This window comes from Microbacterium sp. Marseille-Q6965, from assembly GCF_946151065.1.
Taxonomy (GTDB): domain Bacteria; phylum Actinomycetota; class Actinomycetes; order Actinomycetales; family Microbacteriaceae; genus Microbacterium.
Window position 1 is genome coordinate 357,221 of sequence record NZ_CAMGZA010000002.1, and the last position, 23,233, is coordinate 380,453.

Below are 23,233 nucleotides of genomic sequence, written 5' to 3' on the forward strand. Positions count from 1 at the left end.
GCGAACCTAGACTGAGGGGGTGAGCACCCCCTTCATCCTCGACACCGATACCGCCCAGGACGACTGCGTCGCGATCCTCGTGGGCCTGCTCGACCCGGCGGCCGATCTGCGGGCCATCACCATGGTGGCGGGCAATGTGGGCTTCGAGCAGCAGGTGCGCAACGCGTGGATGACCCTCAACGTCGCCGATCGCCTGGACGCCGTGCCGATCTTCCTCGGCGCCCAGCGCCCGCTCATGCGGGAATGGGTGTCGGCCGAGAACGTGCACGGCGACGGCTCGGGCGGCCTGAGCATGGACGACTCCGGGCTTGCGGCGCAGTCGGAGAACGCGGTGGACGCCATGCTGCGCATCACCGCCGAGCAGCCGGGCGAGGTCTCGATCGTCGCGATCGGCCCGCTCACCAACGTCGCGCTCGCGGTGATCCGGGATCCCGGCTTCGTCGGCCGGGTGAAGTCGCTGTACGTGATGGGCGGATCGAACAACGGCCGCGGCAACATCACGGCCGCCGCCGAGTTCAACTTCTACGTCGACCCCGAGGCCGCCCGCACGGTGTTCGAGGCGGGCTTCGCCGACCTCGTGGTCGTGCCGTGGGCGCCGCTGACCCTGCGCGACGCCGTCTTCGACAAGGACCGGATCGCCCGCCTCGCGGGCATCGGCACGCCGCTGGCGCGCTTCGTCGAGCGCGTCTGCCGGGGCACGCTCGCCTTCGACGAGTCGGTCGGGATCCCCGGTTCCACACATCCCGACTCGCTCACGGCGGCGCTGCTGCTGCACCCGGAGCTGATCACCGCGGAGGCGCCGTACGCCGTCGACATCGAGACGTCGTCCGAGCTGACGCGCGGCTACTCCGCGATGTCGTGGGGCGTGCACGGCCTCGAGCCGAACGCGCGCGTGATCGAGGCGGTCGACGCCGAGGGGTTCTACGGGTACATCTGCTCGCTCGTGTCACAGACGACCACGCCGCCGCGCGCGTTCACGCCGGCGCTCTGAGCGCCTCGTTTCCCGGCAGTTACCGTCTGGTCGCAGTTCGATAACGCCTTGTTCATCGCGGCTCTTTATGTGTGAACGCGTGTGGGCGCCGGTTTATCGTTGTGCGCATCGACCCGATCGCCCGGCTCTACCGTGGCGTGCATCAGGAGGAACATCCGTGAAGATGACCACACTCAAGCGCGGCCTCGCAGGCCTCGGCATGGCGGCGGCCGCGGGCATGGTGCTCGCCGGCTGCGGCGCGGCTCCCGAGGACGGCGGCGACGGCGCCCCCGCCGAGGGCACCGACTTCATGGCCTGCGCGGTCTCGGACGAGGGCAGCTGGAACGACCAGTCGTTCAACGAGGCCGCGTACGCGGGCCTCGAGATGGCCGAGGAGGAGCTCGGCATCGAGATCAACGACGCCGAGTCGAACAGCACCGAGGACTTCGCTCCGAACCTGCAGACGATGGTCGACGGTGGCTGTGACGTCATCTTCGCCGTGGGCTTCGGCTTCGGCGACACCGGTGCCCTCGAGCAGGTCGCCCAGGGCGCGCCCGAGACCCACTTCGTCTGGATCGACGGCTGGGACCTCGGTCTCGACAACGTCAAGGTCATCGACTACGCGATGGAGCAGTCCAGCTACCTCGCCGGCTACCTGTCGGCGGGCTACAGCACCTCGAAGGTGCTGGGCACCTACGGCGGATCGAACATGATGTCGGTCACCAAGTTCATGGACGGCTTCTACTACGGCGCCATGGCATGGGGCGAGGAGAACGGCGAGGACGTCACGGTCCTCGGCTGGGACCCGGCGAACCCCTCGGGCGGCAGCTTCACCGCGAACTTCGGTGACACCGCCGGTGCCACGAGCATCACGGCGAGCCAGCTCTCGCAGGGCGCCGACGTGTTCTACCCGGTCGCGGGCGGTCTGTTCGCCGCGACGATCGAGGTCATCCGTACCGAGGGCGCGCCGGCCGTCGTGCTGGGCGTGGACCGCGACATCGCCACGACGCAGCCGCAGTACGCCGACATCATCCTCACGTCGGTGGAGAAGCGCATGACGCAGGCCGTGTTCGACAACATCGAGGTGCTCGTGAGCGGCGAGGAGTTCACGACCGAGCCCTACGTGGGCACTCTCGAGAACGACGGCACCGCGCTCAGCGAGTTCGGCGAGTTCGACGGCCAGATCGACGACGCGCTCAAGACGCGCCTCGACGAGCTGACCGAAGAGATCATCGCCGGCGAGATCGAGATTCCCGTCACCGGGGCCGAGTAATCGCCGCACGCCACGCGTGAACGCCGGGGTGGCCATCCGCCGCCCCGGCGTTCCCGTGCTCAGAATCCGCCTCATCTGGAAGAATCCGGAACGATGAAACTCGAACTGCGCGGGATCACGAAGCGATTCGGATCCTTCGTCGCCAACGACGCGATCGATCTCGAGATCGCGCCCGGCGAGATCCACTGCCTCCTCGGAGAGAACGGCGCGGGCAAGTCCACGCTGATGAACGTGCTCTTCGGCCTCTACCAGGCCGAGGAGGGCGAGATCCTCGTCGACGGCGAGCCCGTCCACTTCTCCGGACCGGGCGACGCGATGGCCGCCGGCATCGGCATGGTGCACCAGCACTTCATGCTGATCCCGGTGTTCACCGTCGCCGAGAACGTCATGCTGGGCAACGAGCCCACGCGCGGCGGCGTGCTGTCGATGGACGTCGCCAGGGCACGGGTGCGGGAGATCTCCGAGCGGTTCGGCTTCGACATCGACCCGGACGCCGTCGTCGAGGAGCTGCCGGTCGGCGCGCAGCAGCGCGTGGAGATCGTGAAGGCGCTCGCCCGCGACGCCGAGCTGCTCGTCCTCGACGAGCCGACGGCGGTGCTCACGCCGCAGGAGACGGACGAGCTCATGAACATCATGCGCGAGCTCGCCGCCAGCGGCACGTCGATCGTGTTCATCACGCACAAGCTTCGCGAGGTGCGCGAGGTGGCCGACCGGATCACGGTGATCCGCCGCGGAAAGGTCGTGGCCACCGCAGACCCCACGGCCGAGCCGGCCGAGCTCGCCTCGCTCATGGTGGGACGAGACGTGGATCTCGAGGTCGAGAAGCAGGCGCCGACGTACACCGACTCGCGCTTCGAGGTCTCCAATCTGACCCTCGTCGGCCGCGCCGGCGAGCACCTGCTCGACGACGTCAGCTTCACCGTGCGCGGAGGAGAGGTGCTCGCGGTGGCGGGCGTGCAGGGCAACGGCCAGACCGAGCTGACCGAGGCCATCCTGGGTCTGCGCCGGCACGCGCGCGGTTCGATCCTGCTCGACGGTCGCCAGTTGCTGGGGAAGACGGTGCGGCAGGTCATCGACGCCGGCGTCGGTTTCGTGCCGGAGGACCGCAAGAAGGACGGGCTCGTGGGCGACTTCTCCATCGCGGAGAACCTCATGCTCGACCGCAGCGACGGCGCGCCGTTCGTGCGGCTGGCGACGATCGACCGCGGCGCGATCGCGGGCTTCGCCGAGCGCGCGATCGAGGAGTTCGACATCCGCGCACAGGGCATCGATCAGGCCGCGGGGCGCCTCTCGGGCGGAAACCAGCAGAAGGTCGTGCTGGCGCGCGAGCTGGGGCGCGACCTGCGGCTGTTCATCGCCTCGCAGCCCACGCGCGGCCTCGACGTGGGTTCCATCGAGTTCGTGCACGACCGGATCATCGCCGCGCGCGACTCCGGCATCCCCGTGCTCATTGTCTCGACCGAGCTCGACGAGGTCATCGGCCTCGCGGACCGCATCGCGGTCATGTACCACGGACGGATCGTCGGCATCGTGGACGGCGACACGCCGCGCTCGACGCTCGGCCAGATGATGGCGGGAGTCGCGGCATGACCGGCACCCAGACCCAGCCCCACACCACGGGGGCCTCGCGCGTCGACGGCGTGCTGCGCGACGCGCTGCGAGAGATCCTCGCCGGCAGCGTCGTGCGCGGCGCGCTGGCGATCCTCATCGCGTTCCTCGTCGGAGCGATCCTGATCGTCAGCACGAACGACGACGTGATCTCGGCCGCCGGCTACTTCTTCGCCCGACCGGGAGACACGCTCTCGGCGATGGGCGGCGCGATCGCAGAGGCGTACGGCGCCCTGTTCCGCGGCGCGATCTACAACACCCAGGCCGAATCGTTCGAGGCGGGCATCCGCTCGCTCACCGAGACGGCCCGCTTCGCCGGCCCCCTGATCGCGGCCGGACTCGGGGTGGCGCTCAGCTTCCGCGTCGGCATGTTCAACATCGGTGGCCAGGGGCAGCTGCTCGTCGCGGCCGGCTGCGCCATGTGGGCCGCCACCCAGTGGCAGCTCCCCGCCGGCCTGCACCTCGTGGCCGCGTTGGTGTTCGGCCTCATCGGCGGCTCGGTCTGGGGCGCCATCGTCGGCTTCCTCAAGGCCCAGACGGGTGCCCACGAGGTGATCGTCACGATCATGCTCAACTACGTCGCCGTCAACGTGCTCACGTGGGTGTTGCGCACCTCGCCCATGCACAACCCGGGCTCCGGCAACGACCCCACGAGCATGGCCCCTGCCGCCACGGCGCAGCTGCCGCTCGTGCTCGGCCCGTCGTTCCAGCTGCACCTGGGCTTCGTCCTCGCCATCGCCGCCGCGGTCCTGTACTGGTGGCTGATGGAGCGGTCGTCGCTCGGCTTCAAGTTCCGCGCCGTCGGCCTCAATGCCGATGCGGCACGCACGGCGGGCATCAACGTGGAGCGCATCTACGTGTACACGATGGCGGCCTCCGGCGCGTTCGTCGCCCTGGCGGGCGTGAACCAGGCGCTCGGTCGCACGGCGGGCTTCACGCCCTCGATCGACGCAGGCATCGGCTGGGACGCGATCACGGTGGCGCTGCTGGGCGGTTCGCGCGCCGGTGGCGTCGTGTTCGCCGGGCTGCTGTTCGGCGCGTTCAAGGCCGCCTCGTCCACGATGCAGTTCGCGGGTGTCGCGCCCGAGGTCATGAGCGTGGTGCAGGGCGTCATCGTGCTGTTCATCGCGGCCCCGCCGCTCGTGCGGGCGATCTTCCGGCTGCCCGCCCCCGGTGCCGGCGTGCGTGCGGTGATCGCGCGCACGCGCACCGCCGAGACCGAGGAGGTGGCCAAGTGAGCGGTGCCGTCGTGATGCCCCAGGCCGACGTGGTCGTGAAGCGCGACGCGCCCCGAGCCTGGAAGGCCCCCATCGTGATGGGCGTGTTCACGCTCGTCGCGCTCCTGTGGTTCGTGCTGGGCACGGGCCCCGGCGAGGTGGCGTTCCGCTGGTCGCAGGCGCGCGACGCGATCCAGGTGCCCGACACCGTGCTGTCGGCGAAGGCGCTCGCGATCGTCGCGACCGTCATCCTCGCGGTGGTCGCCGTCGTGACGGCGGTGCTCGTGCAGCGCCGCCGCCGTGTGTCGGTGTGGCTGTACGTCGGCTTCGCCGTCGTCTGGCTGGCCGCGCTGCTCGGCCAGATCGGCCAGGGCACGACGCTGTCGATCGTGCTGCTCACGACCGGTGCGCTGAGCCTGGCCACGCCCCTCATCTACGGCGCGCTCGCGGGCGTGATCGGGGAGCGCGTGGGCGTGGCCAACATCGCCATCGAGGGCCAGCTGCTCATGGGCGCCTTCCTCGGCGCGGTGGTCGGCTCGATCACGGACAGCCTCTGGGCCGGTGTGCTCGCCGGCATGATCGGCGGCGCTCTCGTGTCGCTCGTGCTGGCGGCGTTCTCGATCACGTACCTCGTGGACCAGATCATCGTCGGCGTCGTGCTGAACGTGCTCGTGATCGGCATCACCAACTTCTTCTTCTCGGCCGTGCTGTCCGAGAACGCCGAGGAGCTGAACTTCCCCGGCACGTTCCCCAAGATCGCGATCCCCGTCCTGTCCGACATCCCGGTGATCGGTCCGACGCTGTTCGACCAGCGGATCACGACGTACCTGATGTACGTGCTCGTGCCCGTCGTCTGGTTCGTGCTCTTCAAGACCCGCATCGGCCTGCGCATCCGCGCGGTGGGCGAGCACCCGCTGGCGGCCGACACCGTGGGCATCAACGTGAACCGCACCCGCTTCTGGACGGTGACGATCGCCGGCCTCGTCGCCGGTCTCGGCGGCGCCGTGCTGACGCTGGGCGAGTCGAACGCGTTCGTGCGGGAGATGTCGAACGGGCAGGGGTACATCGCGCTCGCCTGCGTCATCCTGGGCCGCTGGCACCCCGTCATCGCCGCGCTGGCGGCGCTCATGTTCGGCTTCGCGCGCAACCTCGCCGTGGTCGCGAACGAGGCGGGCAGCGACATCCCGGCCGACCTGATCGCCACCACCCCCTACGTCGTGACGCTGATCGCCGTGGCGGGGCTCATCGGACGCGCCGTGGCGCCGGCGGCGACGGGCAAGCCGTACGCCCCCGCGCACTGACCGGGCTTTCGTAGGATGGGCACATGAGCACGCGCGTCGCCCTCGTGGGCGGGAACGGCAAGCTGGGGTCGATCATCCGGGGCGTGGTCGACGAGCTCGAGGGCTTCGAGGTCGCGGCCGTCCTGGGATCCGGCAGCGATCTGTTCGAGCTGGACGGTGCCGACCTCGTGGTCGACGCGTCGACGCCGGCGGTGAGCATCGACGTGGTGCGCGCGGCCGCCGAGCGCGGCCTCAACGTGCTGGTCGGCACGAGCGGATGGTCGGCGGAGCGCATCGCGCTCGTGCGCCCGGTGGTCGAGGCCGCGGGCACGGGGGCGGTGTTCATCCCGAACTTCTCGCTCGGTTCGGTGATCGGCAGCGCGGTCGCCGCGGCGGCGAGCCGCTTCTTCCCGTTCGCCGAGATCGTCGAGGCGCACCGCGACACGAAGATCGACTCGCCCTCGGGCACCGCCGTCCGCACGGCCGAGCTCATCACGGCCGCCCGGCAGGCTCCCGTCGAGGCGCCGCACGTGGACCAGCGGGCGCGCGGGCAGCAGGTCGCGAGCGTGCCCGTCCATTCGCTGCGCCGCCCGGGCGTCGTCGCGCGGCAGGAGACGCTGCTGTCGGGTCCGGGCGAGACGCTGTCCATCGTGCACGACACGAGCGATCCGGCGGCGGCCTACGCGCCCGGCATCCGCGTGGCCCTGGGCGGCGCGGTCGAGGCCCGCGGCGTCGTCGTGGGGCTCGAGAGCTTCATCGACGTGGGCGTGGGCACCCCCCGCCCGCGTGAGGGGCGGCCCGTGGCCGAGGACGCTGCGGCGGGACAGGTCGCCGCGACCACGAGCACGATCCCGACCTCGTGAGGGCGCGCATCGGCGTCGCGATCATGGCGGCGGCGCTCCTGCTGTACATCTGGCTCGTCGGCCTGCGCGCGGTGGCGCTGCTGGGCACCGGCGAGCCCGTCGCCATCGCGATGGGCGTGGCGATGCTCGTCCTGCCCGCCATCGCGGTGTGGGCGCTGGGCCGTGAGCTGTGGTTCGGGGCGCGCGCCGAGCGGCTGGGCGCGCGGCTCGAGGCGGAGGGCGCCCTGCCGGACGACTCGGTGGCGGTACGGCCCAGCGGTCGCGTGGAGCGCGCCGACGGCGACGCCGTGTTCCCCCGGTATCGCGCGGAGGTGGAGGCGCACCCCGACGATTGGCGTGCGTGGTACCGGCTGGGCCTGGCGTACGACGCCGCGGGCGACCGCACCCGCGCCCGTGCGGCGATCCGCGAGGCGATCCGCCGCGAGAAGACCGACCGCTGACGGCCGAAACGCCGATCCGCCGGCCCCGCGAAGGGACCGGCGGATCCGTCGGCTCAGGAGAGCGTGGCGTCGAGGGTGATCTCGATGCCGGCGAGCGCCTGCGACACCGGGCAGCCCGCCTTGGCGCCCTCGGCGATCTCGGCGAACTTCTCGGCGTCGAGGCCGGGGACGGTCGCGTTCACCGTCAGGTGGCTGCCCGTGATGCCGGTGCCGGGCACGAACGTCACCGCCGCGGTGGCCTCGACGCTCTCCGGCGGGGTGCCGTTCTGGGCCAGCGCGTTCGACAGCGCCATGCTGAAGCACGAGGAGTGGGCCGCCGCGATCAGCTCCTCGGGCGTGGTCGTGCTCTCGGAGCCCTCGCTGCGGGCCTTCCAGTTCACGGGGAACGTGCCGATGCCCGATCCGGGCGCGACGGTGCCGGACCCCTCGAACAGGGAACCGCTCCAGGTGGTGGTGGCTTCGCTCGTAACGCTCATGTGTTCCTCCTCGACGTGATCTGCGGGTTCGCCGCCAGCCTAGTGACCCGCTCCGCCCGGCGGCAGGGGCGTGCCGGCTCCGCGCCGCGTCACACTTCGACTCGGACTGCCGCCGCGGGCGCGCGCGTGCGACCATCGGAGCGTGTCGCCCCAGACCGCCGCGTTCGCGCTGATCGGCATCGTGCTCATCTCGGTGCTCGTCGGTGCCGCCCTGCGCGCGCGTCAGGGACGGGCGCGGCGGCGTGTCAGCCGCGGCGATTCCGAACCCGCGGCCGCCGCGCTGGGGCTGCGTGCCGAGGACCTGGGGGCGCGGGCCACACTCGTGCAGTTCAGCACCGAGCTGTGCGCGAGATGCCCCGCCACGCGACGCCTGCTCGGAGAGGTCGCCGGAGCGGAGGCGGGGGTGCGCCACGCCGACATCGACCTCACGCACCGGCCCGATCTGGCCCGCCGCTTCGCGGTGCGGCAGACGCCCACGGTGCTCGTCCTGGACGGCGGGGGCGTCGAGCGCTCGCGCATGGCGGGCGCCCCCTCGCGGGCGACCGTGCTCGGCGAGCTCGAAGGGATCGGAGGGATCCATGTCTGACACCACCCCGGCGGGCATCGACCCGCGTGGCCCGCGGTTCGCGGCCGCCATCACGTCGGTGCTGCTGCTGCTCGCGACGTTCCTCGCGCTCATCGGCATCTCGACGGGGTACTCCCCGGGCGTCGTCGCGGTCGGCTCCAATCGGAACACGGCGTTGGTCTTGAGCGGATGGGCGGTGACGCACGCCTCGCCCTGGCAGCGCATCGCGGACCCGGGGTTCCTCGCCGTGCTCGTCGTGGCGCTGCTGTTCCTGTGGGGCGTGCTGTCGCCGCGCACGGCGCCGTGGGGCGTGGCCTTCCGCCGCCTCGTGCGGCCGCGCCTGCGCCCGCCCGCCGAGCTGGAGGATCCCCGTCCGCCGCGCTTCGCGCAGGGCGTCGGCCTGTTCGTGACCGGGCTCGGCCTCGTCCTGCACCTCTTCGGCGTGCCGTGGGCGCTGCCGATCGCGGCCGCCGCGGCCTTCGTCGCCGCCTTCCTGAACGCCGCGTTCGGGCTCTGCCTGGGGTGCCAGCTCTACCTCGGGCTGCAGCGGCTGGGCCTCGTCGGGCGGGCGGCGTGACGCGAGCGCCGCGCACCGCGCCGATCCAGCCGTCGGGCCGTAGCATCGGACTATGACCGCCGCCATCCCCACGCCCTACGAGGATCTGCTCCGCGACGTTCTCGCGAACGGCACGCACAAGGATGACCGCACGGGCACGGGCACGACGAGCGTGTTCGGCCGCCAGCTGCGCTACGACCTGTCGCAGGGGTTCCCGCTCATCACGACCAAGCGCGTGCACTTCAAGTCGGTCGCGCTCGAGCTGCTGTGGTTCCTGCGCGGCGACTCCAACGTGCGCTGGCTGCAGGAACGGGGTGTGCGGATCTGGGACGAGTGGGCCGACGACAATGGCGACCTCGGTCCGGTCTACGGCGTGCAGTGGCGTTCCTGGCCGGCTCCCGATGGGCAGCAGATCGACCAGATCGCGAACGTCGTCGAGCAGATCCGGCGCAACCCCGACTCGCGCCGCCACCTCGTGACGGCGTGGAACCCCTCAGAGATCGAGGGCATGGCGCTTCCGCCGTGCCACGCGATGTTCCAGTTCTACGTGGCCGACGGTCGGCTCTCCTGCCAGCTGTATCAGCGCAGCGCCGACATGTTCCTCGGCGTGCCGTTCAACATCGCCTCCTACGCGCTGCTCACCGCGATGGTCGCGCAGCAGACCGACCTTGAGCTCGGCGAGTTCGTGTGGACCGGCGGCGACGTGCACATCTACGACAACCACCGCGAGCAGGTGGCCGAGCAGCTCACACGCGAGCCGTACCCGTACCCCACGCTGCACTTCGCGCGCCGCCCCCCGTCGATCTTCGACTACGAGTACGAGGACTTCGAGGTGCGCGACTACCAGCACCACCCCACGATCCGCGCGGCCGTGGCCGTCTGATGGCCCTGCGGGCCATCTGGGCGCAGGCGCGGGCCTCGGACGGTCGGGGCGTGATCGGGGCGTCCGGCGACATGCCGTGGCACCTGCCGGAGGACCTGGCGTACTTCAAGCGCTCCACGACGGGCCGTCCCGTGATCATGGGGCGCCGCACCTGGGAGTCGTTCCCGGCGCGGTGGCGGCCGCTGCCCGACCGCACCAACATCGTCGTCACGCGCGACGCGGCCTACGACGCGCCCGGGGCGGTGGTGGTGCCGTCCCTCGAGGACGGGATCGCCGCAGCGGCAACCGAATCGGAGGACGCGTGGATCATCGGCGGCGCGCAGATCTACGCGCAGTCCCTGCCGAGGGTGGACGAGCTGTGGGTGACCGAGATCGACCTGGAGGTCGACGGCGACGCCTACGCGCCGCCGATCGGGCCGGAGTGGCGGGTGGTCAGCAGCGACCCCCGGGGCGGCTGGCACGAGAGCGCGGGCGGCCTGCGGTACCGCTTCCTCGTGTACGCCAGGCGGTGAGCCGCGCGCGATCGGTCCTGCCCGATGCGGCCGGCGCCGCGGGTCGCCCCTGCATGCGCACAGCCGCGGGGCGATAGCCTGGAGACATGACGCACTCGGGTAACCCCTTCGGACAGGTGCTCGTCGCGCTCGTCACTCCGATGACGGCCGACGGCGAGGTGGACTGGCCCAGCGTCGAGAAGCACATCGACGACGTCGTCTCGGCGGGAGCCGACGGCGTCGTGGTCACCGGCACCACGGGCGAGACCTCGACCCTCACCGACCCCGAGAAGATCCGCCTCGTCGAGGTCGGCAAGGACGTCGCCGCGGGCCGGGCCAAGATCATCACGGGCGGCGGCTCGAACGAGACCGCCCACGCGATCGACCTGTACCGCAAGAGCGAGAAGGCCGGCGCCGACGGCATCATGATCGTCACGCCGTACTACAACAAGCCCACCCAGGCGGGCATCCTCACGCACTTCCGGCTCGTCGCCGATGCGACCGACCTGCCGGTCATCCTCTACGACATCCCCGGCCGCACGGGCGTGCCCATCAAGTACGAGACGATCCTGCGGCTCGCCAAGCACCCGAACATCCTCGCGATCAAGGACGCCAAGGGCGACTTCAGCGAGGTCAGCCGCGTGCTGAACCAGACCGACCTGATGTACTTCTCGGGCGACGACGCCAACGTGCTGCCGCACCTGTCGATCGGCGCGGCCGGACTCATCGGCGTCACGGCCAACATCGCCGCCGGCCCGTACCGCACCATCGTCGACGCGGTGAATCGCGGCGACCTCGCGGCCGCCACGGCGCAGCACCAGCGGCTCGAGCCCCTCGTGCGGGCCGTCATGACGCACGTGCCCGGCACCGTCTCGGCCAAGTACATCCTGCACGGCCTCGGCCGCATCTCCAGCCCGCGCGTGCGCCTGCCGCTCGTCGGACCGGAGGAGTGGGAGGCGGCGATCATCGAGGACGAGCTCGCGCTCGTCAAGGACGTCGAGGGCGTCGACTTCTCCAACTTCCGTCCCGACCGCAACGCGGCGGCGGGCGGCGCGCTGCCGAAGATTCCCGGCACGACGCGCTGACGACCTTCCGCGGGCGTGATGCGCCCGCACGACAACAGAAGAAGCGACAACCGGACGCGCTGCGTCCCGGGAAGGCGGACCATGTCCACACCTGTCTACGACCCGCGCCCCCTCGAGAAGGGCGTCCTGCGCGTGACCCCGCTCGGCGGCCTCGGCGAGGTCGGCCGCAACATGACCACGTACGAGTTCGACGGGAAGATCCTCATCGTCGACTGCGGCGTGCTCTTCCCGGAGGAGCACCAGCCGGGCGTCGACCTGATCCTGCCCGACATCGAGCCGGTGCGCGGCCGCCTGGCCGACGTCGTCGGCGTCGTGCTGACGCACGGGCATGAGGACCACATCGGCGCGGTGCCGTACCTGCTGCGCCTGCGCGAGGACATCCCGATCATCGGGTCGGGGCTCACGCTCGCGCTGACGCAGGCGAAGCTGAAGGAGCACCGGATCCGCCCGGTCTCGCAGAAGGTCGTCGAGGGCGAGCGCCTGACGGTGGGGCCGTTCGACCTCGAGTTCGTCGCGGTGAACCACTCGATCCCCGACGCGCTCGCCGTCGCGATCCGCACCCCCGCGGGCCTCGTGCTGCACACGGGCGACTTCAAGATGGACCAGCTGCCGCTCGACGGCCGCATCACCGACCTGCGCGCCTTCGCGCGGCTGGGGGAGGAGGGCGTCGACCTCTTCCTGCCCGACTCCACGAACGCCGACGTGCCGGGCTTCACTCCCACCGAGCGCGCCATCGGTCCCGTGCTCGACCAGGTCATCTCGAAGACCAGCGGCCGGGTGATCGTGGCGAGCTTCTCGAGCCACGTGCACCGCGTGCAGCAGGTGCTCGACGCCGCCGCCGCCAACGGGCGCCGCGTGGCCCTGCTGGGCCGCAGCATGGTGCGGAACATGACGATCGCCGCCGATCTCGGGTACCTCAAGGTGCCCCAGGGCGTGCTCATCGACTACAAGAAGGCGCGCGACGTCCCCGACAGTCAGATCGTGTACATGTCGACCGGTTCGCAGGGCGAGCCGATGGCGGTGCTCAGCCGCATGGCGAACCTCGACCACGAGATCGAGCCGGGGCCGGGCGACACCGTCATCCTCGCGTCCTCGCTCATCCCCGGCAACGAGAACGCCGTCTACCGGGTGATCGACGGGCTGACCAAGCTCGGCGCCAACGTCGTGCACAAGGCGAACGCCCGCGTGCACGTGTCCGGTCACGCGGCGGCGGGCGAGCTGCTCTACTGCTACAACATCCTGCAGCCGCGCAACGTGCTGCCCGTGCACGGCGAGTACCGCCACCTCATGGCCAACGCCAAGCTGGCGCAGGACACCGGCATCCCCGAGACGAACACGATCCTCGGCGAGAACGGGACCGTCGTGGATCTGCGCGACGGCGTCGCCGAGGTCGTCGGCCAGCTCGACCTGGGCTTCGTGTACGTCGACGGCTCGAGCGTGGGCGCCATCACCGACGCCGACCTGAAGGACAGGCGCGTGCTGGGGGAGGAGGGCTTCGTCTCCGTCATCGTCGTCGTCGACGCGCAGACCGGGCGGATCATCTCCGGCCCGGAGATCCAGGCGCGCGGCGTGGCCGAGGACGACGCGGTGTTCGACAAGGTCAAGCCGAAGATCGCCGCCGCCCTCGAGGAGGCCGCTCAGAACGGCGTGCGCGACAACCACGCGCTGTCGCAGACGGTGCGCCGCACGATCGGCCGCTGGGTGGGCAACTCGTTGCGTCGCCGCCCGATGATCGTGCCGGTCGTCATCGAGGCGTGACGCGCGCCGGGATCCGCGCAAACCCGGGTCGCTCCCGGCGGATGTCGGCGCCCGCGCGTAGCGTTGAGCGCATGCCACGCACGTCCACCGACCCCAAGAGCTCGCGCTCGAAGGCGTCGTCGTCGCGCGCCCGGAAGCCGGCGCCGGCGCCGAAGAAGTACGTCGACGAGGTCGACAGGCCTTCGGTGGCCGTGCGTGCGTGGAACGGCCTCGCCCGCGCCGTCGGCGGCCTGTTCCGCGCGTTCGGCCCCGAGACGCTCGACAAGGACGACCGCCGCGACGGCTTCCCCCTGCTGCTCGTGCTGCTGGCGGTGGCCGGCGCCGTCACCGAGTGGTTCTTCATCGGCAACGAGGTCGCGTCGCTCATCAGCGCGTACACCTTCGGCGGCCTCATCGGCCGAGCGGCCTTCGTCTACCCGGTGCTGCTGCTCCTGCTGGCCGGTTGGCTGTTCCGCCACCCGTCCTCCGTGCACGACAACGGCCGCATCGGAATCGGCTTCGGGCTGCTCTCCGTCACGATCGCGGGGTTCTGCCACGTGGCGGGCGGGCGCCCGCAGCCGCCATCGGGAATGCCGGCGCTGAGCGAGGCCGGCGGCCTGTTCGGGTGGATGCTGGGCGAGCCGCTCGCCATGTTCCTCACCGACGTGGGCGCGTACATCCTGCTGAGCCTGCTCGCGGCGCTGAGCGTGCTGATCCTCACCAAGACGCCGCCGAACCGGATCGTCAGCCGCCTCGGCGACCTCTACGCCTGGATGTTCGGAACCGAGCGTGTGGTCGAGGACGCCGGTGACACCGCCCCGACGAAGGTGCTCGGCAAGGGCCGAGGCAAGGACGTGGACGACGCGGCCGACGACGACGCGGACGACCGGCCGTGGTGGCGCCGCAACAAGAGCGGCCGCGAGGAGGAGTCGGACGTCGTCACCGACCCGCAGGATCTCACCGAGCTGCTCGGCACCCAGAACGACGGCGGCTATGACAACGCCGTGGTCGTCGCCGACCCGGAGCCCGCCGACGCCGCCACGGAGATCCTCTCGGATCTCAGCGGCGTGACCGCCGGCCTGCGCGAGTCCGGCTCGACCGGGCTCGTCGGCGACGGAGACGACACCGGCGATCTCGACGACGCTCTTCCGGGTCTCAGCGGCTTCGGCACCGACGGGCCCGGCGCACGCGGCCCGCAGCCGCCGAGTGTGCCGTACGTGCTGCCCTCACCGGCCACGCTCTCGGCCGGCCCGCCCTCGATCGCCAAGTCGGAGGCGAACGAGCGCATGGTGCAGCAGATCGAGGGCGTCTTCGAGCAGTTCAGGGTCGATGCGAAGGTCACCGGATTCTCGCGGGGTCCGACGGTCACGCAGTACGAGGTCGAGCTGGGTCCCGGCGTGAAGGTCGAGAAGATCACGCAGCTGTCGAACAACATCGCCTACGCGGTGGCGTCGAACGACGTGCGCATCCTCGCCCCGATTCCCGGCAAGAGCGCGATCGGCATCGAGATCCCCAACGTCGACCGCGAGACGGTGGCGCTCGGCGACGTGCTCCGTTCCGCCGCCGCGCAGAAGTCCACCCATCCGATGACGATCGGCGTCGGCAAGGACGTGTCGGGGGGATACGTCGTCGCCAACCTCGCGAAGATGCCGCACCTGCTCGTCGCCGGCTCGACGGGGTCGGGAAAGTCGAGCTTCGTCAACTCGATGATCACGAGCCTGCTGATGCGCGCGAAGCCCAGCGAGGTGCGCATGGTGCTCATCGACCCCAAGCGCGTCGAGCTGACGAACTACGCCGGCGTGCCGCACCTCATCACTCCCATCATCACGAACCCGAAGAAGGCGGCGGAGGCGCTGCAGTGGGTCGTGAAGGAGATGGACATGCGGTACGACGACCTCGCGTCGTTCGGCTACCGCCACGTCGACGACTTCAACGCCGCCCTGGCCCGCGGTGAGGTCGAGCTGCCCCCGGGCAGCGAGCGCGTGCTCAAGCCTTACCCGTACCTGCTCGTGGTGGTCGACGAGCTCGCCGACCTCATGATGGTGGCCCCGCGCGACGTCGAGGACTCGATCGTGCGCATCACGCAGCTGGCGCGCGCCGCGGGCATCCACCTCGTCCTCGCGACGCAGCGCCCGTCGGTGAACGTCGTGACGGGACTCATCAAGGCGAACGTGCCCTCGCGACTCGCCTTCGCCGTGACGAGCTCGACCGACAGCCGCGTCATCCTCGATGAGGTGGGCGCCGACAAGCTCATCGGGCAGGGCGATGCCCTGTTCTCGCCGATGGGCTCCTCCAAGCCGTTCCGCGTGCAGGGTGCGTGGGTCACCGAGGACGAGATCGACCGCGTCGTCAAGCACGTCACGGGGCAGGCCCGCCCCGAGTACCGGGCGGACGTCGCGGACGCGATCGAGGCGAAGAAGAAGGAGATCGACGAGGACATCGGCGACGATCTCGAGGTGCTGCTCGCGGCGGCCGAGCTCGTGGTCTCGAGCCAGTTCGGCTCGACGTCGATGCTGCAGCGCAAGCTGCGCGTCGGCTTCGCGAAGGCCGGTCGCCTCATGGATCTGCTCGAATCCCGTGAGATCGTCGGTCCCTCGGAGGGGTCCAAGGCCCGTGACGTGCTCGTCACCCCGGAGCAGCTGCCCGAGGTGCTCGCGCGCATCAAGGGCGAGGACGTGCCGCCGACGACCGCCGCGGCGCCCGCCGAGCCCGAGGGCGACCGCTACGCGGAGGATCCCATCGAGGCTCAGTTCGCCGGCCGCCCCGTCGAGGACGAGGACGGCGACGAGGATGCCTGGCAGCTGACCGGGCGGGACTGAGACACTCCACTATGGCCATTCCCCGGCAGCTGCCGAACGCGATCACCGTCGCCCGCATCCCGCTCGCGGTCGTCTTTCTCGTGCTGCTGCTCCTCGCGGGCCGCCACGGCGAGTCCGACATGACGCTGCGCGCGGTCGCGGCCGCGCTGTTCGTCGTGGCGATCTCGACGGACTGGGTGGACGGCTACCTCGCGCGCCGGTACGACATCGTCAGCGACTTCGGCAAGCTGTGGGACCCGATCGCCGACAAGCTTCTCACCGGCCTCGCCTTCGTCGGGCTGGCGGTCCTCGGCGAGGTGGCGTGGTGGATGGTCATCGTCATCCTCGTGCGCGAGTGGGGCATCACCGCGCACCGCCTGGTCGTGGCACGCGAGCATGTGGTGGCAGCCGCGTGGATGGGCAAGCTGAAGACCGCGGTGCAGGCCGTCGCCCTGTCGTGGGCGCTGCTGCCGTTGCACCTGCTGATCGGTCTCGGGCCGTGGGCGCTCGTGACGACGATCCTCATGTGGGTGGTGGTCGTGCTCACGCTCGCGAGCGGTGTGGATTACGTCGTCGCGCAGGTGCGCGGCGTGCGAGCGGCGCGATGACGGGGCCGTCCGTGCCCGGCACTTTCGGAGTGGCGTCGGAGCTGTTGGCTCAGCTGCGGGCGCGAGGATGGACGATCGCGGTCGCCGAATCGCTCACGGGAGGCCTTCTCGCCTCCGCCCTCGTGGAGATCCCCGGCGCATCCGCCAGCCTGCGCGGCGGGGTGGTCGCGTATGACACGGCGATCAAGCGGACCGTGCTGGGCGTCGACCCCGAGGTGCTGTCGGATGGCGGGCCCGTCCAGCCGCGCGTCGCGGCGCAGATGGCCGAGGGGGCGCGGCGCGCTCTCGCGGTCGACGGCCGCGCCGCGGATGTCGGCGTCGCGACCACGGGCATCGCCGGCCCCGTCTCCCCGGACGGGCAGCCGGTCGGGACCGTGGATGTCGGGGTGAGCCTGCCGGGCGGCACCCGCACCGAGCGCGCCGTGTTCCGTGGCGACCGCGACGCGATCCGGGCTCAGGCGGTGCGGCTGGCGCTGCGACTCGCGCTCGATCTCGTCGGATCCGAGGGCGCGGATGCGGTCGGGCGTGCGGGAAACCTGGGTGATTCCGACGAATTCACCCGCGCCCGGGATTAGATTGGGCTCGACGGTGTTGTACTGTTGTGCACCCGAACGATTCGGTCGGCTGCAGTGAGGAGGGGGCCCGACATGATCCTGGTTCGTCAAGAGATCGGCGATGTCCTGCGGGATTTCCGTCAGCAGCAGGGGCAGACCCTCCGTCAGGTCGCAAGCAAGGCGAGTGTCGCGCTGGGCTACCTCAGCGAGGTGGAGCGCGGGCAGAAGGAGGCCTCGAGCGAGATCCTCGCCTCGGTGGCCGAGGCGCTCGACATCCCCATCTCCACGATCATGCGTCGCGTGGGTGACCGGATCGCCGTGCTCGAGGGCGTGGACCACTTCCCGGACGTCGTTCCCGACGACCTCGTGGCGCAGGTCGGCCCCGAGCTGTCGCTGCGCTGACGCTGTTGCGGCGAAGCGAGTTCCTGCGCGCGGTCGCTGACGAGTTCGGCGCACAGGCGTCGTCGCTTGTCAGCGACCTCGTGCTGCCGAGCTTCGGTCGCACGGCGGCCGAAGCGCTCGACGCCGGCGTGCCGCCACGCGAGATCTGGCTGGCCCTGTGTGACGAGACCGACGTGCCGGCGGATCGTCGATACGGCGCCGGACGCCTCGAGCCACGACGCTGAGCCGTCGCGTCGCGTCGCGTCGCGGCGGTGGCGACCGACTCGAACATCTGTACGGCGTGTTGTCGAACATTCGTTCTGATCGCGCGTAGCCTCGTGCACAGGTGGACCCGGGTGTGCGGGTCTTCACGGTGCGGGGAATCCTCCATCCGATGTCGGAGGCCCCTCGTACCGTGGCAGACAGGCACCCAGCCACACGCCTTGTCGGAGAACGCGCTCGACCGAGCGAGTCCCGACAGCCTAGAGGCGGCGGAATCACGAGCAGAAGGAACGCGTCATGCCCTCAGCAGCAGACCGCGAGAAGGCCCTCGAATCGGCCCTCGCACAGATCGACCGGCAGTTCGGGAAGGGCTCGGTCATGCGACTGGGCAGCGAGGAGCGCGCCCCGGTCGAGGTCATCCCGACGGGCTCCATCGCCCTCGACGTCGCCCTTGGCGTCGGAGGACTGCCCCGCGGCCGCATCATCGAGATCTATGGGCCGGAGTCGTCGGGTAAGACGACCCTGACCCTGCACGCCATCGCCAATGTGCAGCGCGCGGGCGGCATCGCGGCGTTCGTCGACGCGGAGCACGCGCTCGACCCCGAGTACGCGAAGAAGCTCGGCGTCGACATCGATCAGCTCCTCGTCTCGCAGCCCGACACGGGTGAGCAGGCGCTCGAGATCGCCGACATGCTCATCCGCTCGGGGGCGATCGACCTCGTCGTCATCGACTCCGTTGCGGCGCTCGTGCCGCGCGCCGAGATCGAGGGCGAGATGGGCGATTCGCACGTGGGTCTGCAGGCCCGGCTCATGTCGCAGGCGCTCCGCAAGCTGACGGGTGGCCTGAACCAGACGAAGACGACGGCCATCTTCATCAACCAGCTGCGCGAGAAGATCGGCGTGTTCTTCGGGTCGCCCGAGACCACCGCGGGTGGAAAGGCGCTGAAGTTCTACGCGTCCGTCCGCCTCGACATCCGTCGCATCGAGACGCTGAAGGACGGCAGCGAGGCGGTGGGAAACCGCACGCGCGTCAAGGTCGTCAAGAACAAGATGGCGCCGCCGTTCAAGCAGGCGGAGTTCGACATCCTCTACGGCACGGGCATCTCGCGCGAAGGCAGCCTCATCGACTTCGGCGTGGAGCACGGCATCGTCAAGAAGTCGGGCTCGTGGTTCACCTACGACGGAGACCAGCTGGGTCAGGGCAAGGAGAACGCCCGCAACTTCCTCATCAAGAACCCCGATGTCGCCGCCGAGATCGAGACGCGCATCAAGGAGAAGCTCGGTGTCGGTCAGCGCGGCGACCAGAGCGCCGAGGCGCCGGTCGATGAGGTGAAGGCGCGTCGCACGGCGTGAGGTCATGTGGTGCGCTGAACGCGGTAGGGGAGCGTCGTGACGGTCGGTCGTGACGATGACGAGGGCGAGGGTCTCGCCCCCGTCATCCCTCTCTTCGGAGGAAGCGGTCCGGCAGTGGCGCGGGCGCGCTCGCGCGATGCTGCCCCCGCCGAGTCCGCGCGGCCGAGCGAGATGAGTGCGCCGACGGGCGGGCAGCCCGAGCACGACGACCCTGGGACGGACGCGGCCGAGAGCTGGCACACCACCTGGCGCGGGCTCGGGAGCGAGGCGCGGCTTCGGCCCGTGCCTCGGATCGCGATCGAGCGGCGGGATGGTGTGCGCCGGGTGCGCATCGTGGACGAGATTCCTGGTGAGGCCGCCGATGCGACCGGCGCCGCGCGTCGGGAACCTGGGTCGGTGACCGCCCCCGTGGCATCACCCGGGCAGCAGGGTCCGGATGAGCCGGGGGCGGATGAGGTCGCGGAGCGGGCCGAGCGGCGCCTCGTGCGCTCGTTGGGCACCCGCGGGCTGTCCGTTTCCGAGGCGCGGGCGCGCCTCCTGCAGGAGCTGCCCGCCGAGACGGCCGACGGCATCGTCGACCGGCTGTGCCGGATGGGGGCGCTCGACGACGCCCGTCTGGCCGAGCAGTTGATCCACACGTCCCTGGCTCGGAAGAAGCAGGGGCGGCGAGCCGTGGCCCAGGCCCTCGCCGCACGGGGCATCCCGCGCGAGGTCGTTGACGCCGCGCTCTCGGCGCTGCCCGACGACGACGCCGAGCGCGCCCTGGAGTTCGCGCGGAGCAAGGCTCGTCAGCTGCTGCGCTACGACGACGACACAGCGCTGCGTCGGCTGGTGGGTCAGCTCGCGCGCCGCGGTTTCGGCGGCTCGCTCGCCATGTCGGCCGCCCGGCGTGCCCTCGACGAGGCGCGCGCACCTTCCGGCCGCGTGCGCTTCGACTAGCGCACCGGCGGGCCGCGCTCTGTGGCGCCTCCTGCGCGAGGAAGCGGCGCGTCGATCCCGACGCTCACAGGGCCCTCGGACACCCGCCGACCGGGAATGGGCGGCGCGCGTCCGGCCGATGTGCGACGCCCGATCCGGTGAACGCCAGATGCTTCGACGGGAGACTTTTCGGCTCGTTGTCGATTTCGCCCGTTCGCGTTCGACGCGATAGTAGGAGAAGCACTCCGCTTCCCGACACACGGCTCAGTGAGCACCGAGGCAAGGAGAGATCCCGATGAAGTTCATGCTGATCATGCGCGCCACCGACGAGGCGTACGCGAGCTACAAGGAGATCCCTTTCGAGGAGATCATCAACCGGATGGGGGCCTACAACGAGGCGATGATGAGCGCCGGCGTGCTGGTTGCCGGCGAGGGGCTGGCCGAAGACCTCAGCAGCGCGTTCGTCGTCGATTTCTCGGGCGAGGCGCCGGTCGTGACCGACGGCCCCTACGGCGAGACCCACGAGCTGTTCAACGGGTTCTGGATCATCGAGGTCGCCACTCGCGAGGAGGCGATCGAGTGGGCCAAGCGCTGCCCGCTGGGCCCCGGCGGCAAGCTCGAGGTCCGCCGCGTGACCGACGAGACCGACTTCGCCGCCTTCGCCGACAACGAGTACATCCAGAAGGAAGAAGGCTGGCGGGAGCAGCAGGCCCAGCGCAACTGACCGGTCCGAACAGCGGGCATGTGCAGCGTCACCTCTGACGCCGACGTCCGAGCGACGGTCGCGGCGATCTGGCGCATCGAGAGCGCCCGAATCGTCGCGACCCTCGTCCGGGTCGTCGGCGACCTTGGCCTCGCGGAGGACCTCGCGCAGGATGCGCTCGTCGACGCGTTGCAGCAGTGGCCGGAGTCGGGCGTGCCGCGCAATCCGGGGGCGTGGCTGACCGCCGTCGCCAAGCGAAAGGCGATTGACGGCTGGCGCAGGCGGGACGGTCTCGACGAGCGATACCGGAAGCTGGCGCACGATCTGGACGAGACGACCGATGTGCAGTGGCAGCCCATCGAAGACGATGTGCTGCGGCTCGTCTTCGCCGCCTGCCATCCCGTGCTCGCTCGCGAGGCGCAGTTGGCGCTGACCCTGAAGGTCGTCGGCGGCCTCGACACCGCGTCGATCGCACGCCTGTTCCTGCTGCCGGTGCCGACCATCCAGCAGCGCATCGTGCGCGCGAAGAAGGCGCTGTCGGCGGCTCGCGTGCCGTTCGAGATCCCCGATCCGCAGGAGTGGCCGAGCCGCCTCTCGGCGGTGCTGGGCGTGGTGTACCTGATGTTCACGGAGGGCTACGCCGCGAGCAGCGGTGACCGGTGGATGAGAACGGAACTCGCGAACGAGGCCGTCCGTCTCGGTCGCATCCTCGCACGTCTGCTGCCGCGGGAGCCGGAAGTGCTCGGCCTGCTCGCATTGATGGAGTTCCAGGCCTCGCGCTTCGCAGCTCGTGCGACGCCGGAAGGCGCGGCCGTGCTTCTGGCTGACCAGGACCGTCGCCGCTGGGACCACTCCGCGATCGCGCGGGGACGCGCCGCACTGGCCCGCGCGGACGCGCTGCACCGGGGGCGAGGACCCTACCAACTGCAGGCGGCGATCGCGCAATGTCACGCGACTGCGCGGAGCGTGGACGAGACCGACTGGGCGAGCATCGTGATGCTCTACGAGGTGCTCGGCCGGATCGCCCCGAACCCCGTCGTCGACCTCAACCGAGCGGTGGCGGTGTCGATGGCGAGCGGCCCCGCCGCCGCCTTGCGCATCGTCGACGAGCTCGTCGAGAAGGGAGCGCTGCGCGGGTCACACCTCCTTCCTTCGGTTCGTGGTGAGCTTCTCGCGCGTCTTGGCCGCGACGACGAGGCGCGTACGGAATTCGCCGCGGCCGCACGCCTCGCCCGTAACGGCAGCGAGCGCGCCGTGCTGCAGCGAAAGCTCTCGTCCCTGACGTGACCCCTCCGCGGCCGGCCCAGAGCGGAGCTCGGCGCCCGCTGCGAGGCGGAATCCGAGTGTGCGCGGTCATGGGCGCGCGATCGCCGTTCCACAGGTAACGTCGGCACGACAGCACGGATGCGCCGCGAGCGCTTCCGGGGAAGGTAACCGCTCATGAGAATCGCGATCGCCGGCGGGACCGGCACCGTCGGGCGACACGTGGTGGCCGCGGCGGAGCGCCGCGGCCACGATGTCGTCGTCCTCTCGCGCGCGAACGGCGTCGACGTCGCCGCCGGCACCCGCCTCGGCGCCGCGCTGGCGGGGGCGGAGGTGGTCGTCGACGTGCTCAACACGACCACCCTCTCGACGCGGAAGGCCGTGTCGTTCTTCACCATGACCACGCGCCACCTGCTCGCGGCCGAAGAGGCCGCGGGGGTGCGTCACCACGTGGCCCTGTCGATCGTGGGGATCGACGACATCGACGCGTCCTATTACGCCGGCAAGCTCGCGCAGGAGCGACTCGTCCGCGCCTCGCGCGTGCCCCACACGATCGCGCGCACGACGCAGTTCCACGAGTTCGCCGAACAGATCGCCTCGCAGACGACGTTCGGCCCGATCACCCTCGCGCCGCGCACCCTGTCGCGACCGGTGGCGGCCAGCGAGGTCGGCGCGCACCTCGTCGACGTCGCCGAGTCGGGTCCCGCCGGGCGGGCTCCCGATCTGGTCGGCCCCCGAGATGACACGCTCGCCGGGATGATCCGGCGAATGTACGCGCACGACGGCGTCTCACGGCGGGTCCTCGACATCCGCTTCCCGGGGACCTACGGGGCCGGGCTGGCCTCGGGTGTGCTCCGCGGGGGCGGGGGCGGCGGTGCTCGCCGCATCGGCGAGACGACGTTCGACGAGTGGCTCGCGATCCGGCATCGCTCCCGCAAGCCCGAATCGCGGGCGGCCGGCCCCAGCGCGGGAACGTAGAATGAGGCGGT

Annotated in this window: 24 protein-coding genes; 23 read left to right on the forward strand and 1 reads right to left on the reverse strand. The window is 70.8% G+C overall.

The window, feature by feature from the left end; genetic code table 11:
- Positions 1–19 precede the first annotated feature (19 nt).
- From N8N77_RS08165 to N8N77_RS08195, 7 genes are all read left to right on the forward strand, one after another.
- Complete coding sequence (locus N8N77_RS08165; RefSeq protein WP_261166132.1) at positions 20–991, forward strand: nucleoside hydrolase; 972 nt, start codon at positions 20–22, stop codon at positions 989–991.
- Between the two features lie 163 nt (positions 992–1,154).
- Positions 1,155–2,243: a BMP family protein gene (locus tag N8N77_RS08170; RefSeq protein WP_261166400.1), complete on the forward strand. Its 1,089-nt coding sequence runs from the start codon at positions 1,155–1,157 to the stop codon at positions 2,241–2,243.
- Between the two features lie 93 nt (positions 2,244–2,336).
- On the forward strand, positions 2,337–3,833 hold the full coding sequence (locus tag N8N77_RS08175) for an ABC transporter ATP-binding protein (RefSeq protein ID WP_261166133.1): 1,497 nt from the start codon (positions 2,337–2,339) through the stop codon (positions 3,831–3,833).
- Positions 3,830–5,089, forward strand: a complete 1,260-nt coding sequence (locus tag N8N77_RS08180) for an ABC transporter permease (RefSeq protein WP_261166134.1) — start codon at positions 3,830–3,832, stop codon at positions 5,087–5,089. The genes N8N77_RS08175 and N8N77_RS08180 overlap by 4 nt, the downstream gene beginning before the upstream one ends.
- Positions 5,086–6,369 (forward strand): ABC transporter permease, encoded by a 1,284-nt coding sequence (locus N8N77_RS08185; protein WP_261166135.1) that lies wholly within the window; start codon positions 5,086–5,088, stop codon positions 6,367–6,369. The genes N8N77_RS08180 and N8N77_RS08185 overlap by 4 nt, the downstream gene beginning before the upstream one ends.
- 23 nt (positions 6,370–6,392) lie before the next feature.
- Positions 6,393–7,211, forward strand: coding sequence for a 4-hydroxy-tetrahydrodipicolinate reductase (locus N8N77_RS08190; RefSeq protein ID WP_261166136.1), 819 nt, complete (start codon positions 6,393–6,395; stop codon positions 7,209–7,211).
- Positions 7,208–7,651: a hypothetical protein gene (locus N8N77_RS08195; RefSeq protein WP_261166137.1), complete on the forward strand. Its 444-nt coding sequence runs from the start codon at positions 7,208–7,210 to the stop codon at positions 7,649–7,651. Before N8N77_RS08190 ends, N8N77_RS08195 begins: the two co-directional genes overlap by 4 nt.
- Positions 7,652–7,704: 53 nt before the next feature.
- Here N8N77_RS08195 and N8N77_RS08200 read toward each other — a convergent pair whose 3' ends face one another.
- Complete coding sequence (locus N8N77_RS08200; RefSeq protein ID WP_261166138.1) at positions 7,705–8,127, reverse strand: OsmC family peroxiredoxin; 423 nt, start codon at positions 8,125–8,127, stop codon at positions 7,705–7,707.
- A 142-nt stretch (positions 8,128–8,269) separates the two neighbouring features.
- Between N8N77_RS08200 and N8N77_RS08205 the strand changes: the two genes are divergently transcribed.
- The 16 genes from N8N77_RS08205 to N8N77_RS08280 all read left to right on the forward strand — a co-directional run bounded on the left by N8N77_RS08205 (position 8,270) and on the right by N8N77_RS08280 (position 23,222).
- Positions 8,270–8,713, forward strand: a complete 444-nt coding sequence (locus tag N8N77_RS08205) for a thioredoxin family protein (RefSeq protein WP_261166140.1) — start codon at positions 8,270–8,272, stop codon at positions 8,711–8,713.
- Positions 8,706–9,269 carry a DUF4395 domain-containing protein gene (locus N8N77_RS08210; protein ID WP_261166141.1) on the forward strand — a complete coding sequence of 188 codons (564 nt, stop codon included), beginning with the start codon at positions 8,706–8,708 and terminating at the stop codon, positions 9,267–9,269. Before N8N77_RS08205 ends, N8N77_RS08210 begins: the two co-directional genes overlap by 8 nt.
- Before the next feature lie 52 nt (positions 9,270–9,321).
- Positions 9,322–10,131 carry a thymidylate synthase gene (locus N8N77_RS08215; protein ID WP_261166142.1) on the forward strand — a complete coding sequence of 270 codons (810 nt, stop codon included), beginning with the start codon at positions 9,322–9,324 and terminating at the stop codon, positions 10,129–10,131.
- Positions 10,131–10,643, forward strand: a complete 513-nt coding sequence (locus N8N77_RS08220; protein ID WP_261166144.1) for a dihydrofolate reductase — start codon at positions 10,131–10,133, stop codon at positions 10,641–10,643. Before N8N77_RS08215 ends, N8N77_RS08220 begins: the two co-directional genes overlap by 1 nt.
- Positions 10,644–10,729: 86 nt before the next feature.
- The gene (gene dapA / locus N8N77_RS08225) at positions 10,730–11,707 is read left to right on the forward strand and encodes a 4-hydroxy-tetrahydrodipicolinate synthase (protein ID WP_261166145.1); all 978 of its coding nucleotides are present in this window, start codon (positions 10,730–10,732) and stop codon (positions 11,705–11,707) included.
- A gap of 81 nt (positions 11,708–11,788) precedes the next feature.
- Positions 11,789–13,465 carry a ribonuclease J gene (locus N8N77_RS08230; protein WP_261166146.1) on the forward strand — a complete coding sequence of 559 codons (1,677 nt, stop codon included), beginning with the start codon at positions 11,789–11,791 and terminating at the stop codon, positions 13,463–13,465.
- Between the two features lie 71 nt (positions 13,466–13,536).
- Entirely contained in the window at positions 13,537–16,263 is a 2,727-nt protein-coding gene (locus N8N77_RS08235) for a DNA translocase FtsK (RefSeq protein ID WP_261166147.1), read from the forward strand.
- An 11-nt stretch (positions 16,264–16,274) separates the two neighbouring features.
- Entirely contained in the window at positions 16,275–16,850 is a 576-nt protein-coding gene (gene pgsA / locus N8N77_RS08240) for a CDP-diacylglycerol--glycerol-3-phosphate 3-phosphatidyltransferase (protein ID WP_261166148.1), read from the forward strand.
- 11 nt (positions 16,851–16,861) lie between these two features.
- On the forward strand, positions 16,862–17,425 hold the full coding sequence (locus N8N77_RS08245) for a CinA family protein (RefSeq protein ID WP_261166150.1): 564 nt from the start codon (positions 16,862–16,864) through the stop codon (positions 17,423–17,425).
- Positions 17,426–17,497: 72 nt separating this feature from the next.
- Positions 17,498–17,806, forward strand: a complete 309-nt coding sequence (locus tag N8N77_RS08250; protein WP_261166151.1) for a helix-turn-helix domain-containing protein — start codon at positions 17,498–17,500, stop codon at positions 17,804–17,806.
- A 5-nt stretch (positions 17,807–17,811) separates the two neighbouring features.
- Positions 17,812–18,030, forward strand: a complete 219-nt coding sequence (locus N8N77_RS08255) for a DUF3046 domain-containing protein (protein ID WP_261166153.1) — start codon at positions 17,812–17,814, stop codon at positions 18,028–18,030.
- Between the two features lie 274 nt (positions 18,031–18,304).
- Positions 18,305–19,360 (forward strand): recombinase RecA, encoded by a 1,056-nt coding sequence (gene recA, locus N8N77_RS08260; RefSeq protein WP_261166154.1) that lies wholly within the window; start codon positions 18,305–18,307, stop codon positions 19,358–19,360.
- Positions 19,361–19,396: 36 nt separating this feature from the next.
- Entirely contained in the window at positions 19,397–20,299 is a 903-nt protein-coding gene (locus tag N8N77_RS08265) for a regulatory protein RecX (protein WP_261166156.1), read from the forward strand.
- Positions 20,300–20,573: 274 nt separating this feature from the next.
- Entirely contained in the window at positions 20,574–21,002 is a 429-nt protein-coding gene (locus N8N77_RS08270) for a YciI family protein (RefSeq protein ID WP_261166157.1), read from the forward strand.
- Between the two features lie 18 nt (positions 21,003–21,020).
- The gene (locus N8N77_RS08275) at positions 21,021–22,268 is read left to right on the forward strand and encodes an RNA polymerase sigma factor (protein ID WP_261166159.1); all 1,248 of its coding nucleotides are present in this window, start codon (positions 21,021–21,023) and stop codon (positions 22,266–22,268) included.
- Positions 22,269–22,421: 153 nt separating this feature from the next.
- Positions 22,422–23,222 carry an SDR family oxidoreductase gene (locus N8N77_RS08280; protein WP_261166160.1) on the forward strand — a complete coding sequence of 267 codons (801 nt, stop codon included), beginning with the start codon at positions 22,422–22,424 and terminating at the stop codon, positions 23,220–23,222.
- Positions 23,223–23,233 lie beyond the last annotated feature (11 nt).

What these genes read in the sequence shown, in the direction of transcription:
- N8N77_RS08170 (WP_261166400.1), top strand. Translation starts at nt 1,155, where the DNA reads ATGACCACACTCAAGCGCGGCCTCGCAGGCCTCGGCATGGCGGCGGCC.
- N8N77_RS08175 (WP_261166133.1), top strand. Translation starts at nt 2,337, where the DNA reads ATGAAACTCGAACTGCGCGGGATCACGAAGCGATTCGGATCCTTCGTC.
- N8N77_RS08180 (WP_261166134.1), top strand. Translation starts at nt 3,830, where the DNA reads ATGACCGGCACCCAGACCCAGCCCCACACCACGGGGGCCTCGCGCGTC.
- N8N77_RS08190 (WP_261166136.1), top strand. Translation starts at nt 6,393, where the DNA reads ATGAGCACGCGCGTCGCCCTCGTGGGCGGGAACGGCAAGCTGGGGTCG.
- N8N77_RS08200 (WP_261166138.1), bottom strand. Translation starts at nt 8,127, where the DNA reads ATGAGCGTTACGAGCGAAGCCACCACCACCTGGAGCGGTTCCCTGTTC.
- N8N77_RS08210 (WP_261166141.1), top strand. Translation starts at nt 8,706, where the DNA reads ATGTCTGACACCACCCCGGCGGGCATCGACCCGCGTGGCCCGCGGTTC.
- N8N77_RS08215 (WP_261166142.1), top strand. Translation starts at nt 9,322, where the DNA reads ATGACCGCCGCCATCCCCACGCCCTACGAGGATCTGCTCCGCGACGTT.
- N8N77_RS08220 (WP_261166144.1), top strand. Translation starts at nt 10,131, where the DNA reads ATGGCCCTGCGGGCCATCTGGGCGCAGGCGCGGGCCTCGGACGGTCGG.
- dapA (WP_261166145.1), top strand. Translation starts at nt 10,730, where the DNA reads ATGACGCACTCGGGTAACCCCTTCGGACAGGTGCTCGTCGCGCTCGTC.
- N8N77_RS08230 (WP_261166146.1), top strand. Translation starts at nt 11,789, where the DNA reads ATGTCCACACCTGTCTACGACCCGCGCCCCCTCGAGAAGGGCGTCCTG.
- N8N77_RS08235 (WP_261166147.1), top strand. Translation starts at nt 13,537, where the DNA reads ATGCCACGCACGTCCACCGACCCCAAGAGCTCGCGCTCGAAGGCGTCG.
- pgsA (WP_261166148.1), top strand. Translation starts at nt 16,275, where the DNA reads ATGGCCATTCCCCGGCAGCTGCCGAACGCGATCACCGTCGCCCGCATC.
- N8N77_RS08250 (WP_261166151.1), top strand. Translation starts at nt 17,498, where the DNA reads ATGATCCTGGTTCGTCAAGAGATCGGCGATGTCCTGCGGGATTTCCGT.
- recA (WP_261166154.1), top strand. Translation starts at nt 18,305, where the DNA reads ATGCCCTCAGCAGCAGACCGCGAGAAGGCCCTCGAATCGGCCCTCGCA.
- N8N77_RS08270 (WP_261166157.1), top strand. Translation starts at nt 20,574, where the DNA reads ATGAAGTTCATGCTGATCATGCGCGCCACCGACGAGGCGTACGCGAGC.
- N8N77_RS08275 (WP_261166159.1), top strand. Translation starts at nt 21,021, where the DNA reads ATGTGCAGCGTCACCTCTGACGCCGACGTCCGAGCGACGGTCGCGGCG.
- N8N77_RS08280 (WP_261166160.1), top strand. Translation starts at nt 22,422, where the DNA reads ATGAGAATCGCGATCGCCGGCGGGACCGGCACCGTCGGGCGACACGTG.